This window comes from Acinetobacter sp. B51(2017), from assembly GCF_003711395.1.
Classification (GTDB): Bacteria; Pseudomonadota; Gammaproteobacteria; order Pseudomonadales; family Moraxellaceae; genus Acinetobacter.
The window spans coordinates 113,795-130,797 of the sequence record NZ_PJRJ01000001.1 but is presented as its reverse complement, the minus strand read 5'-3'; the positions used below and the strand labels follow the sequence as shown (position 1 = coordinate 130,797).

Annotated in this window: 14 protein-coding genes; 8 read left to right on the top strand and 6 right to left on the bottom strand. The window is 41.0% G+C overall.

The window, feature by feature from the left end; genetic code table 11:
- The first annotated feature begins 191 nt into the window (after window positions 1–191).
- The 3 genes from CYK47_RS00725 (at window position 192) to CYK47_RS00715 (ending at window position 4,688) form a co-directional block, all read left to right on the top strand.
- The gene (locus tag CYK47_RS00725) at window positions 192–2,357 is read left to right on the top strand and encodes a malate synthase G (protein ID WP_122897939.1); all 2,166 of its coding nucleotides are present in this window, start codon (window positions 192–194) and stop codon (window positions 2,355–2,357) included.
- Window positions 2,358–2,515: 158 nt separating this feature from the next.
- Complete coding sequence (locus CYK47_RS00720; RefSeq protein WP_122897937.1) at window positions 2,516–3,958, top strand: aldehyde dehydrogenase family protein; 1,443 nt, start codon at window positions 2,516–2,518, stop codon at window positions 3,956–3,958.
- Between the two features lie 64 nt (window positions 3,959–4,022).
- The gene (locus tag CYK47_RS00715) at window positions 4,023–4,688 is read left to right on the top strand and encodes an SOS response-associated peptidase family protein (protein ID WP_122897935.1); all 666 of its coding nucleotides are present in this window, start codon (window positions 4,023–4,025) and stop codon (window positions 4,686–4,688) included.
- Between the two features lie 10 nt (window positions 4,689–4,698).
- Here the strand turns inward: CYK47_RS00715 and CYK47_RS00710 are convergent, their stop codons facing one another.
- On the bottom strand, window positions 4,699–5,163 hold the full coding sequence (locus CYK47_RS00710) for a MarR family winged helix-turn-helix transcriptional regulator (protein WP_122897933.1): 465 nt from the start codon (window positions 5,161–5,163) through the stop codon (window positions 4,699–4,701).
- Window positions 5,164–5,591: 428 nt separating this feature from the next.
- Between CYK47_RS00710 and CYK47_RS00705 the strand changes: the two genes are divergently transcribed.
- Window positions 5,592–7,115 (top strand): TerC family protein, encoded by a 1,524-nt coding sequence (locus tag CYK47_RS00705; protein ID WP_122897931.1) that lies wholly within the window; start codon window positions 5,592–5,594, stop codon window positions 7,113–7,115.
- A gap of 326 nt (window positions 7,116–7,441) precedes the next feature.
- On the opposite strand, the gene CYK47_RS00700 is transcribed toward CYK47_RS00705, so the two are convergent.
- Together CYK47_RS00700 and brnQ are read right to left on the bottom strand one after the other, a co-directional pair.
- Window positions 7,442–7,669, bottom strand: a complete 228-nt coding sequence (locus tag CYK47_RS00700; RefSeq protein ID WP_122897929.1) for a hypothetical protein — start codon at window positions 7,667–7,669, stop codon at window positions 7,442–7,444.
- Window positions 7,670–7,977: 308 nt separating this feature from the next.
- Window positions 7,978–9,270 carry a branched-chain amino acid transport system II carrier protein gene (brnQ, locus tag CYK47_RS00695; protein WP_122897926.1) on the bottom strand — a complete coding sequence of 431 codons (1,293 nt, stop codon included), beginning with the start codon at window positions 9,268–9,270 and terminating at the stop codon, window positions 7,978–7,980.
- A 365-nt stretch (window positions 9,271–9,635) separates the two neighbouring features.
- On the opposite strand from brnQ, the gene map reads away from it, so the two are divergent.
- Window positions 9,636–10,442: a type I methionyl aminopeptidase gene (map, locus tag CYK47_RS00690; RefSeq protein ID WP_122897924.1), complete on the top strand. Its 807-nt coding sequence runs from the start codon at window positions 9,636–9,638 to the stop codon at window positions 10,440–10,442.
- A gap of 13 nt (window positions 10,443–10,455) precedes the next feature.
- Here the strand turns inward: map and CYK47_RS00685 are convergent, their stop codons facing one another.
- On the bottom strand, window positions 10,456–11,367 hold the full coding sequence (locus CYK47_RS00685) for a LysR family transcriptional regulator (protein WP_122897922.1): 912 nt from the start codon (window positions 11,365–11,367) through the stop codon (window positions 10,456–10,458).
- Between the two features lie 191 nt (window positions 11,368–11,558).
- Between CYK47_RS00685 and CYK47_RS00680 the strand changes: the two genes are divergently transcribed.
- The gene (locus CYK47_RS00680) at window positions 11,559–11,885 is read left to right on the top strand and encodes a hypothetical protein (RefSeq protein WP_122897920.1); all 327 of its coding nucleotides are present in this window, start codon (window positions 11,559–11,561) and stop codon (window positions 11,883–11,885) included.
- 32 nt (window positions 11,886–11,917) lie between these two features.
- Here the strand turns inward: CYK47_RS00680 and glnG are convergent, their stop codons facing one another.
- Together glnG and glnL are read right to left on the bottom strand one after the other, a co-directional pair.
- Window positions 11,918–13,387 carry a nitrogen regulation protein NR(I) gene (gene glnG, locus CYK47_RS00675; RefSeq protein WP_122897918.1) on the bottom strand — a complete coding sequence of 490 codons (1,470 nt, stop codon included), beginning with the start codon at window positions 13,385–13,387 and terminating at the stop codon, window positions 11,918–11,920.
- Window positions 13,374–14,483 (bottom strand): nitrogen regulation protein NR(II), encoded by a 1,110-nt coding sequence (glnL, locus tag CYK47_RS00670; protein ID WP_122897916.1) that lies wholly within the window; start codon window positions 14,481–14,483, stop codon window positions 13,374–13,376. The genes glnG and glnL overlap by 14 nt, the downstream gene beginning before the upstream one ends.
- A gap of 352 nt (window positions 14,484–14,835) precedes the next feature.
- On the opposite strand from glnL, the gene rimO reads away from it, so the two are divergent.
- Together rimO and pyrH are read left to right on the top strand one after the other, a co-directional pair.
- Complete coding sequence (gene rimO, locus CYK47_RS00665; RefSeq protein WP_122897914.1) at window positions 14,836–16,176, top strand: 30S ribosomal protein S12 methylthiotransferase RimO; 1,341 nt, start codon at window positions 14,836–14,838, stop codon at window positions 16,174–16,176.
- 39 nt (window positions 16,177–16,215) lie between these two features.
- Window positions 16,216–16,947 (top strand): UMP kinase, encoded by a 732-nt coding sequence (pyrH, locus tag CYK47_RS00660; protein WP_122897912.1) that lies wholly within the window; start codon window positions 16,216–16,218, stop codon window positions 16,945–16,947.
- The last annotated feature ends 56 nt before the right edge of the window (window positions 16,948–17,003 follow it).

Sequence of the window (17,003 nt, the reverse complement as noted above, 5' to 3'; positions counted from 1 at the left end):
CTTAAGTCTAATTTAGACATTTCAAAAACTTTATACACTATAAAAGAGCATTCATTCTGATGATGTTAATAAACGAATACTGTGTTTAAAAAATGCCCATTATTTTGTTTATTAATAATCCTATTCAGAACAGTATAAATGGGTATACTCGGAAGCTCTTGGAATAAAAAATAGCAATATCAGGAAAGACAATGACTGCACGTATTCAAAAAGGCAAGTTAGCGATTGCTAAAGAACTTTACGATTTCATCGAAAATGAAGCACTACCAGGTTCAGGTCTCGACAGCGAGACTTATTGGAGCAACTTCGAACAAGTCGTTGTCGATCTTAGTCCAAAAAACACAGCACTCTTGGCTAAGCGTGACCAAATTCAAGCACAAATTGATGAGTGGCACCGTAATAACACATTTGAATTAGAAGCTTACAAAGCTTTCTTAACTGAAATTGGCTACTTATTACCAGAAGTAGAAGATTTCCAAATTACGACAGAAAATGTCGACGAAGAAATTGCGACTATTGCAGGCCCACAGCTGGTTGTACCTGTACGTAATGCGCGTTACTGCTTAAATGCAGCCAATGCACGTTGGGGCTCTTTATACGACGCACTTTACGGTTTTGATGTGATCTCGGAAGAAGATGGCGCAGAAAAGTCTAAAGGCTATAACCCGAAACGTGGTGAAAAAGTAATTGCCTTTGCAAAAAACTATTTAGACGAAACTTTCCCATTGGCAAATGGTTCACATGCCGATGCAACAAAATATGCTGTTGAAGGCAATGCACTTGTTGTTACTTTAAAAGATGGCTCAACCACAACCGTTGCTGATGCAGCTAAATTTGTGGGCTTTAACGGCGAAGCTACTGCACCAACAGAAGTTGTGCTTAAAAACAACGGTCTACATGCGATTATTCAAATTGACGCAACAAGTGCAATTGGTCAAACAGACGCGGCTGGTGTAAAAGACGTTGTTTTAGAAGCAGCGGTTACGACCATTCAAGACTTAGAAGACTCTGTTGCTGCGGTTGATGCTGAAGAGAAAGTGGAAGGCTACCGTAACTGGTTAGGCTTAATGCGCGGTACGCTTGAAGAATCAATTGAGAAAAATGGTAAAACAGTAACGCGTAAACTCAATGCTGACCGTACTTTCAAAAATCTTGAGGGTGGTGAAACTAAAGTTCACGGTCGTTCATTGATGTTGCTGCGTAACGTGGGTCACTTGATGACCAATCCTGCGATCCTTGTAGATGGTCAAGAAATCTATGAAGGGATTATGGATGCGTTAGTAACACCGTTATTAACTATTGCGGATATCCGTGGTGAAAACACGATTAAGAACTCGCGTAAAGGTTCAATGTATATCGTGAAGCCAAAAATGCATGGTCCTGAAGAAGTGGCATTTGCGGTTGAATTATTTGAACGTGCCGAACAAGCGCTGGGTCTACCTGCGAAAACTTTAAAAATCGGTATCATGGATGAAGAGCGTCGCACATCTGTAAACTTAAAGAATTGTATTGCGCAGGCGAAAGATCGTACCATCTTCATTAATACAGGTTTCATGGACCGTACTGGTGATGAAATTCATACCTTTATGGAAGCAGGTCCATTCGTACGCAAAGGCGAAATCAAAGGTCAAATTTGGTTCCCAGCCTACGAAAACCGCAACGTGATGGTGGGTCTACAAACAGGTCTACGTGGTAAAGCGCAAATTGGTAAAGGCATGTGGCCAAAACCAGACATGCTGCTTGACATGTACAAAACCAAAACTGAACATCCTGAAGCAGGCGCAAGCTGTGCATGGGTACCATCACCAACAGGTGCGGTGATTCACGCGATTCACTACCACCAAATCAATGTAGCAAATCGTCAACAAGAATTGCTTGCCACTGAAGCACTTCCACTAGATGATTTGTTAACGCCGCCACTTGCCAAAGACACCAATTGGACAGAAGAAGAAAAGCTCAAAGAGCTAGAAAACAACTGCCAAGGGATCTTAGGTTATGTGGTGCGTTGGGTAGATTTAGGTGTAGGTTGTTCAAAAGTACCTGACATCAACGATGTAGGCTTAATGGAAGACCGTGCAACATTACGTATTTCTTCTCAGCACGTTGCTAACTGGTTACGTCACGGTATCGTAACGCGTGCACAAGTTGACGATGTCATGGCGCGTATGGCAAAAATCGTGGATGAGCAAAATGCCAATGATCCACTTTACACGCCAATGTCTGCTGACCTTGCCAATAATATTGCCTTCCAAGCAGCATCTGATTTGATCTTTAAAGGCGGTGAACAACCTGCTGGTTACACAGAGCCATTACTACACGCCGCGCGTTTAAAATTAAAAGGTTATACAGGTGACTAAACCTATGTAATTAAAAAAGCCTCTTCGGAGGCTTTTTTTTATGCCTTGCGTATCACTGTTTAGCAATATGTATAAACAAGTAATAAATCGTGGCAGAGATACGCAGTTTTTGGTGCTTCTGTTAAAGTGAATAGAGATAAAAGCTAAGGAAGATCACAATGCAGGCTTACCATAATTTAAATCAACAATTTATTGCTGGCGAATGGCAAATTGGCAACTCAACTCATCATATTGATAATATTAATCCTTATCAGCAAACTCAGATTTTTAAATTTCAATGTGCCAATAGTGATGATGTGGATACAGCCTATACCGCTGCGTCATTGACATTTCGTCAAGGGGTATTAAACAGCACAGTGACGCGAGTCAAAATCATTGAGAATTTAGCCCAAATTATTCAAAAACGCCGTGAAGAGATTGTGCAATGGTTGATTAATGAATCGGGTAGCACACGTATGAAAGCCAATATTGAAGTCGATGCAGCATTGGGCATCATTCAATATAGCGCGCAATTTCCAGATTGGTTTAAGCAAGAACGTTTAAGCAGCCAAGACCCAAGCCGTCAAAGTTATGTCCTACGTAAACCTTTAGGCGTTATTGCGGTGATTAGCCCATGGAATTTCCCATTTCATTTGTCTATGCGTTCAGTGGTGACAGCAATTGCCTGTGGCAATACCGTGGTGCTAAAACCGGCCAGTGATACCCCTGTCACTGGCGGCACATTATTGGCAAAATTATTTGAAGAAGCTGGTGCGCCAAGTGGGGTGCTCAATGTGGTAGTGGGAAGTGGCCGTGAAATTGGTGACTATTTTGTCGAGCATCCTACGCCTAAACTGATCTCTTTTACTGGTTCTACCGAAGTAGGGCAAGGTGTAGGCAGCAAAGCGCTCGCCAGTTCGCGGATTAAACGCTTGGCTTTGGAACTTGGTGGTAATGCGCCTTTGGTTATTTTAGATGATGCAGATCTTGATTTAGCGGTTGAGTTAACGGTCATGGGGCGTTTTATGCACCAAGGCCAAATTTGTATGAGTACTAATCGCGTGATTGTGGATGAAAAGCTTCATGATGCATATGTGGAAAAGCTGCTTGAGGCTGTGGCCAAGATTCCAGTGGGGGATCCAAATTTAGCAGACACTGTGATTGGTCCGATTATCAATCAATCTCAAGTGAGTAAGCATCAAGCGATCATTCAACATGCTCAGAACTTAGGTGCTGAATTAGTTTATGAAGGGGGTATTCACGGCAATGTTGTTGCCCCACATGTCTTTACCCATGTGGATCCATACTTTGAGATTGCGCAGCAAGAAAGCTTTGGCCCCATCTTACCGATTATAAAAGCCACAAATGAACAACATGCGCTAGATTTAGCCAACAATACTGAATTTGGTTTGTCGAGTGCTGTATGCAGCCAAAACATTCAACGTGCTCAAATGTTTGCTGAAAAAATTGATGCAGGAATGACCCATATTAATGGCATTACGGTGGCTGATCATGCTAATGCACCCTTTGGTGGTGAAAAAAATTCAGGGCTGGGGCGTTTTAATGGACGTTGGATTTTTGAAGAATTTACCCGTACCCATTGGCTGACCATACCACAATAAAAAAGCCTAAGCCTATACAACACTTCAGGTTATAATAAGGCAAGTGTTGTATAGGTGTTTGAAGATGTGTGCCAACTTTAAACCATTAACTCGCGCCCAACAGCGTGAGCTGAATTTACCAGACATTCCATTTGAATACCTAGATGAGGTATACCCTCATTATGCCTTACCCTTGCTGTTTAAATCTGCGCAAGGTTTAGAATGGCGTGAAGTTAATTTTGGCTTAATTCCTAAATGGGCTGAAGATAAAACGATTGCCACACGGACCTATAATGCGCGTAACGAAACCTTATTACAAAAACCTAGCTTTGCTGAAGCCGCAGCCAAATGCAAATTTGGCGTGATTCCGGTACATGAGTTTTATGAGTCTAAATATATCGATGGCAAGCCGCAGCGTTGGGGAGTACGCCGTCGTGATAGCAGAGGTTTTTATATTGCTGCGCTGTATGAGATTTGCAAATTAGGGGATGAAATCGTGCGTTCAACCAGCATGATCACGATGGATGCGATTGACCATCCAATGATGAAAGACTTTCATGAACCTGGTCCAATTAAACGTTCAGTGATCATCATTCCTGAAGCGCGCTTAGATGAATGGTTGAGCTTAAAGCAGCCCAATTTAAGCCATTTTGTGCTGGGTTTTCCCGTGGAAGAGTTTGAGTGTTCACATGTACCTAAAGCAAAAATCGAAAAAGTGAGTCCGCAACTCAACTTTTTCGATGCACTATAAAAGAAAAAGATTAATGGGCTAAGTTTTTAAAGATCTGTTTTAAGCTGTCCATCATCTTTTCAATTTGTAATGGCGTTAAGCCATCAAAAGATTGTTCCAGTACAATACCCGTTAAGTCATTGACTTTCTCTGTCATCTCTAAGCCTTTTTGGGTTAAAACTACACGCGTAATTCGTGCATCATCTTCGCAAGAGTAGGTGTCGACTAGACCTTCATCTTTTAAGCGATAAATGATTTTAGTGGTAGTCGACATTTTTGACACCACCATTTGCGATAAATCGGAGACGCTGGCATTAGGTTTACTTTGCAGCGCCACTAAAATACGACGACGTGAATTGTCTAAGCCATATTTTTTTAGAGTATGATCGACATTGTTAACATATTGTGCATGAACTTGCATGATCCAATAAAAAGGAAAATCCTCAAAATTTGTATTATGCGAGGAAGGTAAAAATTTGGCGTATTTTTTAGTCATGTGATGTTATTCCTGTTACCGGTATTTTAATTTTAATTGCGTCACAATTATTTGTTATTTTATGTGAAAACTCAAGTTGCCATATAGATTTTTTTGCATTTAAAGGCGAAATACGCAGCTTAGTGCTACCCAGCTTGGGCGAGAGATTTGAGTATACAAGCTTGTGCTTGCAGATGTGATCCCTTGTTTAAGGGGTTTCTAGATAAATCAATTAAAAATAAGCGCTTTTTAGAGCAAAAATACGTGGCTTAGCGTGTAATAGATCACACATTTAAATAAAAAATATAAAAAATATAATTACAACAGCGGCAGTTTATGCATAATGAAATTATCTTTAGTTGCAAAGGTCATTATTGAATGGATCCGTCGCCGGGAGCATGTTTGCCCACACTTACGATTTCAGCTTATCAAACTGGAGTTCTTGACTAATGGAATTTTTATTAGATCCGGGAATTTGGGTTGGCTTAATAACTTTAATTATATTAGAAATCGTTTTAGGTATTGACAACCTTGTCTTTATTGCCATTTTGGCAGATAAACTTCCTCCAGAACAACGTGACAAAGCGCGTGTGTTAGGTTTAACTCTCGCATTAGTGATGCGTTTGGGTCTTTTGTTCGCTATTTCTTGGTTGGTGACCTTAACTCAACCGCTGATTACTCTCTTCGAACATAGTTTCTCTGGCCGAGACCTGATTTTATTAGGTGGTGGCTTATTCTTGCTGTATAAAGCTGTTTCCGAATTGCATGAAATGATGGAAGGCAAGCCAGAAGTGAAAAGTAACACCAACAAAGTGGTGTACGCTGGTTTTGCGGCTGTAGTGGCACAAATTGTGGTGCTCGATGCGGTATTTTCCCTAGATTCGGTGATTACTGCCATTGGGATGGTCGATGACATCCGTATTATGATGGTGGCTATGGTTGTCGCGATGGTGGTGATGTTGGTTGCTTCTAAACCATTAACTACATTTGTAAACCGTCATCCAACAGTCGTGATCTTATGTTTAAGCTTCCTGTTGTTAATCGGAATTAGCTTGATTGCCGAAGGTTTTGGTTTCCATATTCCAAAAGGCTATATTTATTCGGGTATTGGTGTTGCCATCTTAATGGAAGGTTTTAACCAATATCGTTTACGTAATACGGCAAAACATGCAGCGAAAATCCCATTACGTCATCGTACTGCTGACTCCATTTTAAAATTAATGGGCGGTAAAATTGAAACTCAGGACGAAGCACATCCTTCACAAGCGCAAGAAGCATTTGCTGATGAAGAGCGTTATATGATTGGTGGGGTATTAACCCTTGCTGAACGTTCTGTTGCGTCTATTATGACACCACGTAGTCAAATTTCATGGGTGGACTTAAATGACTCGCCAGAAATGATTCGTGAAAAGATTTTATCGGTTCCGCACAGTTTATTCCCTGTGTGCCGTGGTAGCTTAGATAAAGTCTTGAGTATTGTACGTGCCAAAGAGTTATTGGATGTGCTTGATGATGAAGAGCAAATGAAAGCCCTGATTCGTTTACATCGTCCGATTCATATCTTTGAAACCATGAAAGTAATTGATGCTATTAATACTTTACGTACCTCAAAAGGCTCTTTGGTCTTAGTGAGCGATGAATTTGGTAACGTACAAGGCTTGATTTCACCTCTTGATGTATTTGAAGCAATTGCGGGTGAATTCCCAGATGCAGACGAACAGCTAGATTTAATTAAGCTAGAAGACGGTAAGTGGAAAGCCACGGGGATGTTAGATTTATACCAATTAGAGCTTGAATTGGGAATGCTAGATTTAGTCGAAGACGATGCAAGCTATATTAGTGTTGCAGGCTTAATTCTGGATCAAACTCAAGGTGAAGTGAAAGTGGGTACTGAACTTGAATATAAAGGCGTGCATTTTAGCGTCACAGAGCTTGATGGCAATCGCATCAAGACGGTCATGATTCAGCATTAACCCAAAAAAAAGCCTCACAGATGTGGGGCTTTTTTACAGCACTCATGTGTGAGCAACAATAAGCCATACATTAAACATCTATATATGCCCAATGGATGGCTGTTAATCATGCTGCGACTGTAGCAGGGGCAATTAAAATGGGGCAGGAATGTTCTTGAGCTTGAGGCAGATAAAATTGTCTCGCGAGTGGATAACTATCTTAGGCATAAAATAAAAATTTTCTTTAAATATAAAAGCGCAAAATTATTATTGTTTGATGCGACAATTACTGTCATAGATGCAGTTTTGCGCCTAGGATCAAAGATGGATGCAATGCATCCATCTTGTTATTCAGGCTCTTGACGATATTTATGCTCAATGATCGCCCAAATGAAAAATACCAGTGAGACCATTAAACCATAAACGAAATATTCGGCTTTTAAGTTGCCTTGAATACTGCCATAGATGGCCAGTGTTAAAATAAGTGCAAAGGTGGTGCTCAAGTAGATGATGCTATTGCTGTTCTGCTTGAGAGCATTATGGAAGAATGATTTATTAAAGTGTTGAACTGACATCTCCACGCCTCCTTGTTGGATAAACCCTATTGTTTTAGTTGGTTGGTTTATATTGTTGTACGTGTATTTTTTTTAAATAGCAAGTGCTATGTCATAAAACTGACATAATTTTGTGATTTTTTCGACTATTTTTCATCAGGCTAGCAAAGTAGGATGTAACACAGCGCCTTGCAGCGGATGCTAACTACATATAAGGTGTAGCAATCGTGTGGAAACAATAAAAGTCTGTTTGGGTAAAACTTGACATTTATTGCTTAATATCAAAATTGTGTTTGGGTAAAACCGCAATTTTAATCATCGAAAAAATCTTATTTTTTCGCTTTATCCACGATAATACAGACTACTAGCACCACTAAAGATGGGATTAACCATGCTAAGTTTTGTGCGCTTAATGGTAAATGTGTTAAGGCAGTAGGTAAAAATTGTTCGAAACCTGCAACTTTAATGCCATCTATCACACCAAAGATAAATGCGACAGCGGTTACAGGTGCAATCACGCGTGAAGGTTGTTTAAAGAAACCCCAGCAGAAACCCAGTAAAATCACCACAATTGCAGGTGGATAAATTGCACTTAAAACAGGTACAGACACGGCAATCAGTTTAGTTAAACCTAAGTTAGAAATGACAAAAGCAAAACCAACTAAGATAAATACCCATGCTTTATAACCAATTTTGGTAATTTGCGAGAAGTATTCAGCACAAGCACAAGTTAGGCCAATTGCAGTTACCATACAGGCAATGAAGATCATGGCGGCTAAGAACAATGAACCAAAATCACCAAAAGCATGTTGTACATAAGCATGTAAAATCATGGCACCATTGGTTGCATTGGCAGCAACATCATGGCTTCCTAGACCCAATTTAAACAGGCTTAAATAGACTAAAGTTAAACCAATCCCTGAAATCAGGCTGGCAATTACGGCATATTTGGTAATTAACTTGGTATCTGTTACACCGCGTGAACGAATGGCATTAATAATCACAATACCAAATACCAATGCACCTAAGGTATCCATGGTTAAGTAACCATTGACAAAACCTTCTGAGATTGGGCTGTTAATGTAATTGCCTACAGGTTCTGCAATATAGCTAGCTGGAATCACAACTGCGGCTACACCTAAGATCACCAGACCTAAGATCTTAAGTGGCGACAGTACGTAGCCTACAGTATCTAAAATCTTATTTGGATAGAGTGAAACTAAAGTGACAAAGGCAAAATAAATCGCGCTATAGATCAATAAGCTAGATGCTGATGTACCAAAATAAGATGAAAAACCGATCTCATAAGAGACAGTTGCGGTACGTGGGGTGGCAAATAAAGGCCCAACGGCTAAGTAACACACCACAGTCAGAATCAGACTGGCAACTTTACCTAAAGGAGAGCTTAATAATTGAATTGAACCTTCCACGCGGGATAAGGCAACAATGGTAATTACAGGTAAACCCACTGCTGTGATTAAAAAGCCAAAAGCAGCAAGCCAAACATGGTCGCCAGCTTGTTGGGCAACGATAGGAGGGAAAATGATATTGCCCGCACCAATAAACAGTGCAAAGGTCATAAAACCTAGAGCAATAATATCCCGGGTACGTAAACTCGTCATAATGGGAGAACAACTAGGTGAAACAAAAGAAAGCAATTTTAGTGCAAAGCATGTTCTTTTGGTAATTAAATTTATATAAATGATGAATTGTTTTTATATAAGTCGTTTGGCTTTTGATCAAGTTGTAAAAAATGGTTTGATTTATACACTTGATTCTAAGATAAAAATCATAAAACTTGCCATTTAAGTCGCTGGGTTTTAAACATATGTGTCTTTTAGAAATATGTTATGCTGCATTTTTTAAATGCTTAATAATTCAACAAACACATCAATAAAAATCAGCATTATTCTGTTTTATAGACCCTGCACAGCATCGGGCTGAAAAAAGGTCTATACTACGGACACGCTTAAAGAGGATAAAATTCATGCGAGCTCCTGCCATTACCATTAAAACTGCGCAAGATTTAGAACATTTACGTATTTCTGGCCGTTTGGCTGCACAAGTTTTAGAAATGATTGGCCCGCATGTCAAACCCGGTGTCACGACCGAATATTTAGATGACTTATGCTATGACTTTATTGTCAATACTTTAAAAGTCACACCTGCTAACATTGGCTATTATGGTTATACCAAAACCACTTGTATTTCACCCAATGAAGTGGTGTGTCACGGGATTCCAGCGGCCAATATTGAACTTAAAGATGGCGACATTATTAATATTGATGTGGCGATTATCAAAGATGGTTATTTTGGTGATACGAGTCGCATGTACTATGTGGGTACGATTCAACCTGAGGCCAAACGCTTAGTGGATACCACTTATACGGCAATGCTGGCCGGTATTCATGCGGTTAAACCGGGCGCGACTTTAGGTGATGTTGGCTATGCCATTCAGCGCGTCGCCGAAAGTGAAGGTTATAGTATTGTGCGTGAATATTGCGGGCATGGTATTGGTAAGGTCTATCATGAACAACCGAATGTGGTGCACTATGGTCAACCAGGGCAGGGTTTAAAATTAGAGGTAGGTATGGTGTTTACCATTGAACCGATGGTTAATGCTGGTGGTGCCAGTGTCAAAGAACTTAAAGATGGTTGGACGGTGGTGACGGTCGATGGTGGGTGGTCGGCACAGTGGGAACATATGGTAGCAGTGACCGAAACTGGCTTTGAGGTGTTATCGCCATGGCCTGAAGGTACAGGCAGCTATGCGCCCATTGCAGTAGTCGAATAACATAAAAAGCTGATCATAGATCAGCTTTTTTTTCGGTGAGATGTTCGACTAAATAGTCGATAAAAACTCGTACCGCAGGCAATTGACCACGCCGTGATGGATAAACTGCATGGAAAATACCATGCGCGGCGCGCCAATCAGGTAATACCCGCACTAACTCACCAGACTTTAAATAATCTTGCACAATGCTATCTGGCAATAGTGCAATGCCGCAGTTTTGACAAGTTAATTGTGCCAGCAGCATCAAATCAGAGCCCATTACAGTGGGATTGACCTTGATTTTTTTCTGCTGCATGTGTTGATTATGCACCATAATATATTGATCTAAGTGCTCATCGGACATACTTAAAATATGGTGTTGGCTTAAATCTTCGGGTGTTTTTAAATCCCCAAATTGGTTTAAATAAGCTTGACTGGCAAATAAATGCTGCTCGATATGCGCAAACTGACGAATAATTAAATTGGGGTCGCTGTCTAAACTCGAACGCACACGCAGAGCCACATCAATGCCTTCATTGATCAAATCTACGCGGCGATTGCTGACCAAAAGTTGCACTTTAATTTCAGGATACAGCTTTAAAAATTGCGGTAAGATTTTGGCAATTTCATTTTGCGCAATAGATACTGGTAAACTGACTTTAATGACACCGCGTGGCTGAATACTTAAGTGATCGACCAAATCATGGGCAGCTTGTGCGGCATTAATCATCACTTGCGCATGACGATAGACGTTAAGTCCAATTTCAGTGACTGCAAAATGCCGTGAACTGCGTTGAATCAAACGCACGCCTAAACGTTCTTCAAGTTGATACACGCGGCGGCTTAATTTAGATTTAGGAATATCAGTCGCACGTTCGGCAGCACTAAAGCCACCATGTTCGACCACTTGCGCAAAACAGTAAAAATCATCCAGATCCGACAACATATCCTATGCCAATTATGCAACGATAACGTTATTACATTGCTATTGTTGCATATTGTCAATGCAATTTTAGTTCATTTAAAATAGCCTAAGTAAAAATACCCGTCACTTGGGATGCTGTTGCATAATAATTTATTTTGCATGTTGAAATATTAATTTTTACACTACAGCATGTTTTTATTTGAGTCCTTTATATGGCCTATCAACTGATTCAACTTGAACACCAAGCCACCGACTGCATCGCTTGTCCACATTGTGGTCACTGGGTGATTGATTGGCAACAAGAACAATATGTACAACCGTGCCAGCATACTTTGTTTATCGCTATGGATATTGGCTTTGAATATATCACCGATGCTTTTGAAGAGACTATGCCGCATACAGTGGATGAGCTACATGCCAATGATGACCAAATGAATATGTTTGCTGCGATTGATCAAGCGACTTATCCTGAATTTTTAATTTTAAAAGCCGATTTAGGCATGCAAGGCTATTCACGTTACTTAGGGTTTAGCATGTAGCATTAAAAAAGCACCCGAGGGTGCTTTTTATTTTAGCCTTCAACTTCTTCTTCAATATCATCGTCGGCAGTATCCATACCGAGTTCTTTGAGTTTACGGGTCAGGGTATTACGTCCCCAACCGAGTAGCTCAGCGGCATGACGTTTACGACCACGGGTTTGTTGCAGGGCAGCATTAATTAAAGTGCGTTCAAACATGGGCGTGGCAATGTCTAAAATTTTCATTTCGCCATTTTTAAGCTTTTGCACAGCCCATTGACCTAAAAGTTCATCCCAGTGATGAATCGCTAAACGATCTAAGGCTGCTTGACCATCAGCTAATTTTTCAATTGGAATTTGTTTGAGTTCAGACGGTAAATCTTCAGGATAAACCTCACGACCTGTGATCATGACCGTGAGCCAACGACAGGTGTTTTCTAATTGACGCACGTTACCTTGCCAAGGCAATTGTTGCATGTATTCTTGGGTTTCAGGGCGTAAGATTTTTGGACTGACGCCCAATTCCTTACCTGCACGGGCCAAGAAATGTTGCGCCAGCATTGGGATATCTTCGGCACGATGCGCTAATTTGGGAATATGGATCCGAATCACGTTGAGGCGGTGGTATAAATCTTCACGGAAACGACCATCATGCACCAGTTTTTCAAGATCCTGATGGGTGGCTGCAACAATCCGCACATCAACTTTCACTGGAATATGACCACCCACGCGGTAAAACTCACCATCTGCCAAGACACGTAGTAAACGCGTTTGGGTTTCAAAAGGCATATCACCAATTTCATCTAAAAACAGTGTACCGCCATTGGCTTGTTCAAAACGTCCTTGGCGCTGAGTGTTGGCACCAGTAAACGCCCCTTTTTCATGACCAAAGAGTTCAGTTTCAATCAAGTCTTTGGGAATTGCCGCCATGTTTAAAGCAATAAATGGCTTGGCACTACGTGGTGAATGGCGATGCAAGGCATGAGCCACCAGTTCTTTACCGGTACCTGATTCACCATTAATTAAAACCGTGATGTGAGATTGCGACAAACGTCCAATAGCACGGAACACTTCCTGCATCGCAGGCGATTCACCAATAATTTCAGTCGATTGAATCGGAGGTGCAGTTTTTGCTGATTCTTGCTGCTGTAGCTTGGTGATATGTAAAATGGCACGATTGACTAAGGCCAATGCTTCATCAATATCAAAGGGCTTAGGCAAATATTCAAATGCACCGGTTTGATAACTTGACACCGCAGATTCTAAATCTGAATGTGCAGTCATAATGATCACGGGTAAGTCAGGATAATTGCTTTTGACTTTGCCTAAAAAGGTCAGACCGTCAATGCCTGGCATACGGATGTCGGTTAAAATGACATCTGGTGCATCAAGGCTCAGTTGATCCAGCGCCGATTGTGCTTCTTCAAAGCTGGTAACCTCAAAACCTTCTTCTTTAAAGGTCTTTTCCAGTACCCAGCGCATGGCGCGATCATCATCAATTACCCAAATTTTATTTCGCGACATGACTCGCCTCCCAAGGTAAATATAAGCTAAATATGGTTTTGCCTGGCACCGATTGGCACTCAATCATTCCCTGATGTTGGTGCATAATATTTTGTGCAATGCTTAAGCCTAGACCTGTGCCCTTGGCACGGCCGGTCACCAGTGGATAAAAAACCGATTCGATAATATCTTCAGGCACGCCCGGTCCATTATCTTCAATATCAATACGCACCATTGAGCGGTGAATCACGCCATTAATGGTGACTAAACGTTGAATACGGGTTCTTAAAATCAGTTGTGGTTGTTCATCCACAAAGAAATCTTTATTTTCATTCATGGCTTGTACCGCGTTGACGCTGATATTGAGCATCACTTGAATCAATTGGTCGCGGTCTGCCAAAACATCTGGCAGTGATAAATCGTAATCACGAATCAACTGCACGCGTTTTTTGGTTTGATTGGCGATTAATGAGCGCACACGTTCTAAAGGTTCATGCACATTGACTGCTTGATAACTTGGCAATTGCCGCGAACCGAGCATGGTGTCGGCTAAATTACGTAAACGATCGACTTCACTAATAATAATATCGGTAAATTCTGCATATTCTGGATCATTTAAGCTGCGTGCTAAGAGTTGGGTTGCACCGCGAATGCCTGCCAGCGGATTTTTAATTTCATGCGCCACCCCACGAATCAATTGGCGTGCCACTTGATGTTGTTGAATAAAGTTTTCTTCCTTAGAAATTTTCAGCATGCGATCGCGCGGATTCAGCTCAATAATCAATAAAGGATGATAAGGTTTATCATAATTTAACGCAGATACGGTATAATCAACATGAATGTCTTTAAAGTTAACACTAATGGTCGCTTCACGGCGCGTATATGGTTGGCCTGTGCTGAGAGTATTTCTAAGTGCGTCTTGAGTGTTAAATTCATCATTTGGCATATGCAGTAAGTTGAGTACAGGTTGCCCAGAGGCACGCAACAAACTCACATCAAATAAGGCTTCACAAGCAGAATTTAAGTAAAAAACATTAAGATCACGATCGGCTAATAAAATCGCTGTGGTCATATTGTCCACCAAAAGACGATAGTCGATCAGATTGGGTTGATCCATTATTGGTAACGTCCTGTATTAAAATAGCGCAGCGGCAGCGTCATAAAGCCCGTCATCTTGATATAAAAGTTCTGAATTGAGGCAATTTAAGCAAGATATACGCCAACTTGGAAAAATGCTGCAAATTGGTCAGTTTTAAATAGGGTGCTGCGCTTAAATTGTTCTGAAATAAAAAAGGTATACCCAATTCATGGGGGACAGTAAAGTATTTTTGAACCAAAATGGTGCATTGATGTTTATATTGCTTAAATTATGGTTGTATTTTGGTGCATTATGCAAAGAGTGGCCTAAGCAACTATTTTTATAGACAGAAAAGACATACAATACGCCCATTCTAGTGGAGCGCAGATTCATGAAATCCCCCAAAGTCGGTTTTGTTTCTTTAGGTTGTCCTAAGGCATTGGTCGATTCTGAACGAATTCTAACTCAGTTAAAGACTGAAGGTTATGATGTAGCATCAGATTATGACGGTGCTGATTTAGTCGTTGTTAATACCTGTGGTTTTATTGAATCTGCAGTACAAGAGTCTTTAGACGCAATTGGCGAAGCCATGAGCGCAAATGGTCGTGTGATCGTAACAGGTTGTTTGGGTAAAGACGAAGACAAAATTCGTCAAATGCACCCCAATGTCTTGAAAGTCACTGGCGCAGCTGCTTATGAAGAAGTCATGGATGCGGTACACGAGTACGTGCCTGAACCGCCAAAACACAATCCATTTATTGACTTAGTGCCTGAACAAGGTATTCGTTTAACGCCAAAACATTATGCTTATTTAAAAATTTCAGAAGGTTGTAACCACCGTTGTACTTTCTGTATTATCCCAAGCATGCGTGGCGATTTAGTCTCTCGTCCTGTAGGTTCGGTGCTGTCAGAAGCACAAGCATTAAAAAATGCCGGTGTAAAAGAAGTTTTAGTCATCTCCCAAGACACTTCTGCATACGGTGTTGACACCAAATACAAACTGGATTTCTGGAACGGTCAACCAGTCAAAACCAAATTCTTTGACATGTGTGAAGCATTAGGTCAACTCGGTATTTGGGTACGTTTACATTATGTTTATCCATATCCACATGTGGATGCGGTGATTGACTTAATGGCACAAGGCAAAATTTTGCCATATTTAGACATTCCATTCCAACACGCCAGTCCGCGCATCTTAAAGCTGATGAAGCGTCCTGCACACAGCGAAAATACCCTAGAGCGTTTAAAAGTATGGCGTGAGAAATGTCCTGATCTTGTCATTCGTTCAACCTTTGTGGTGGGCTTCCCCGGCGAAACTGAAGAAGATTTCCAAATGTTACTCGATTGGCTTAAAGAAGCTGATTTAGATCGTGTGGGTTGCTTCACCTATTCACCAGTTGAAGGTGCAACCGCTAACGACTTACCAGATCATGTGCCAGAAGAGATTAAGCAAGAGCGCTATGAGCGTTTTATGCAAGTACAGCAAGAAATCTCTGCGGCAAAATTGCAAAAGCGTATTGGTCAAACTATGACCGTGCTGGTGGATGACTTAGAAGACGAGTTCCCAGTGGCTGTGGCACGCTCATATGCGGATGCACCAGAAATTGACGGTAACGTTTTTGTCGAAGATATCGATAAGAGCTTAATTAAAGCAGGCGATCTCCTTGAAGTAGAAATCACCGACGCTGATGAATATGACTTATATGCGAAACTGATTCGTATTAAAGCCTAACCGATACCGATAACAAGATTGAGTTTGGAGTTTATTAACATGGTAACTGATTCTAAAAATCCACGTTATGGCCGTATTTTGCTAAAACTTTCAGGTGAAGCATTAGCGGGCAACAAAGACATGGGGATTGATGCACAAGTGCTTGATCAAATGTCTCTTGCGATTGCACACCTTGTAGGTTTAGGCGTACAAGTGGGTATTGTTGTCGGTGGTGGTAACTTATACCGCGGTAGCCAATTACAAAAAGACGGTTTAGTGGGCCGTGTAACAGGCGATCAAATGGGCATGCTGGCAACTGTTATGAACGGTTTAGCGATGCGTGATGCCTTGGTGCGTCGTAACATTAAAACCCGTTTAATGTCAGCTTTACCGATTGGCACAGTAGTTGAGTCATACTCAAGCCGTGATGCAATTCGTCATTTAACCCAAGGCGAAGTGTGCGTATTTGTCGCAGGTACAGGTAATCCATTCTTTACCACAGATACCGCAGCATGCTTACGTGGTATCGAAATTGAAGCGAATTTGATTTTAAAAGCCACTAAAGTAGATGGCGTATACAATAAAGATCCAAGCAAACACGAAGATGCAGTGAAATATGACACCTTAACATTTGACCAAGTGTTAGATGAAAAACTCGGTGTAATGGATTTAACCGCAATTTGCTTATGCCGTGACCACAATGTACCTCTACAAGTATTTGATATGAATAAATCAGGTGCTTTATTGTCTGTGGTGATGGGCGAGAAAGAAGGCACACACGTTACCAATTAATGACGTGTGCATGAAAGCACTTTATACTACTCTTTAATTTAGAATTAACTAAGGAA

Bases quoted from the DNA above. Each gene is read 5' to 3' on its own strand.
- CYK47_RS00725 (WP_122897939.1), top strand. From the start codon at position 192: ATGACTGCACGTATTCAAAAAGGCAAGTTAGCGATTGCTAAAGAACTT.
- CYK47_RS00720 (WP_122897937.1), top strand. From the start codon at position 2,516: ATGCAGGCTTACCATAATTTAAATCAACAATTTATTGCTGGCGAATGG.
- CYK47_RS00715 (WP_122897935.1), top strand. From the start codon at position 4,023: ATGTGTGCCAACTTTAAACCATTAACTCGCGCCCAACAGCGTGAGCTG.
- CYK47_RS00710 (WP_122897933.1), bottom strand. From the start codon at position 5,163: ATGACTAAAAAATACGCCAAATTTTTACCTTCCTCGCATAATACAAAT.
- CYK47_RS00705 (WP_122897931.1), top strand. From the start codon at position 5,592: ATGGAATTTTTATTAGATCCGGGAATTTGGGTTGGCTTAATAACTTTA.
- CYK47_RS00700 (WP_122897929.1), bottom strand. From the start codon at position 7,669: ATGTCAGTTCAACACTTTAATAAATCATTCTTCCATAATGCTCTCAAG.
- brnQ (WP_122897926.1), bottom strand. From the start codon at position 9,270: ATGACGAGTTTACGTACCCGGGATATTATTGCTCTAGGTTTTATGACC.
- map (WP_122897924.1), top strand. From the start codon at position 9,636: ATGCGAGCTCCTGCCATTACCATTAAAACTGCGCAAGATTTAGAACAT.
- CYK47_RS00685 (WP_122897922.1), bottom strand. From the start codon at position 11,367: ATGTTGTCGGATCTGGATGATTTTTACTGTTTTGCGCAAGTGGTCGAA.
- CYK47_RS00680 (WP_122897920.1), top strand. From the start codon at position 11,559: ATGGCCTATCAACTGATTCAACTTGAACACCAAGCCACCGACTGCATC.
- glnG (WP_122897918.1), bottom strand. From the start codon at position 13,387: ATGTCGCGAAATAAAATTTGGGTAATTGATGATGATCGCGCCATGCGC.
- glnL (WP_122897916.1), bottom strand. From the start codon at position 14,483: ATGGATCAACCCAATCTGATCGACTATCGTCTTTTGGTGGACAATATG.
- rimO (WP_122897914.1), top strand. From the start codon at position 14,836: ATGAAATCCCCCAAAGTCGGTTTTGTTTCTTTAGGTTGTCCTAAGGCA.
- pyrH (WP_122897912.1), top strand. From the start codon at position 16,216: ATGGTAACTGATTCTAAAAATCCACGTTATGGCCGTATTTTGCTAAAA.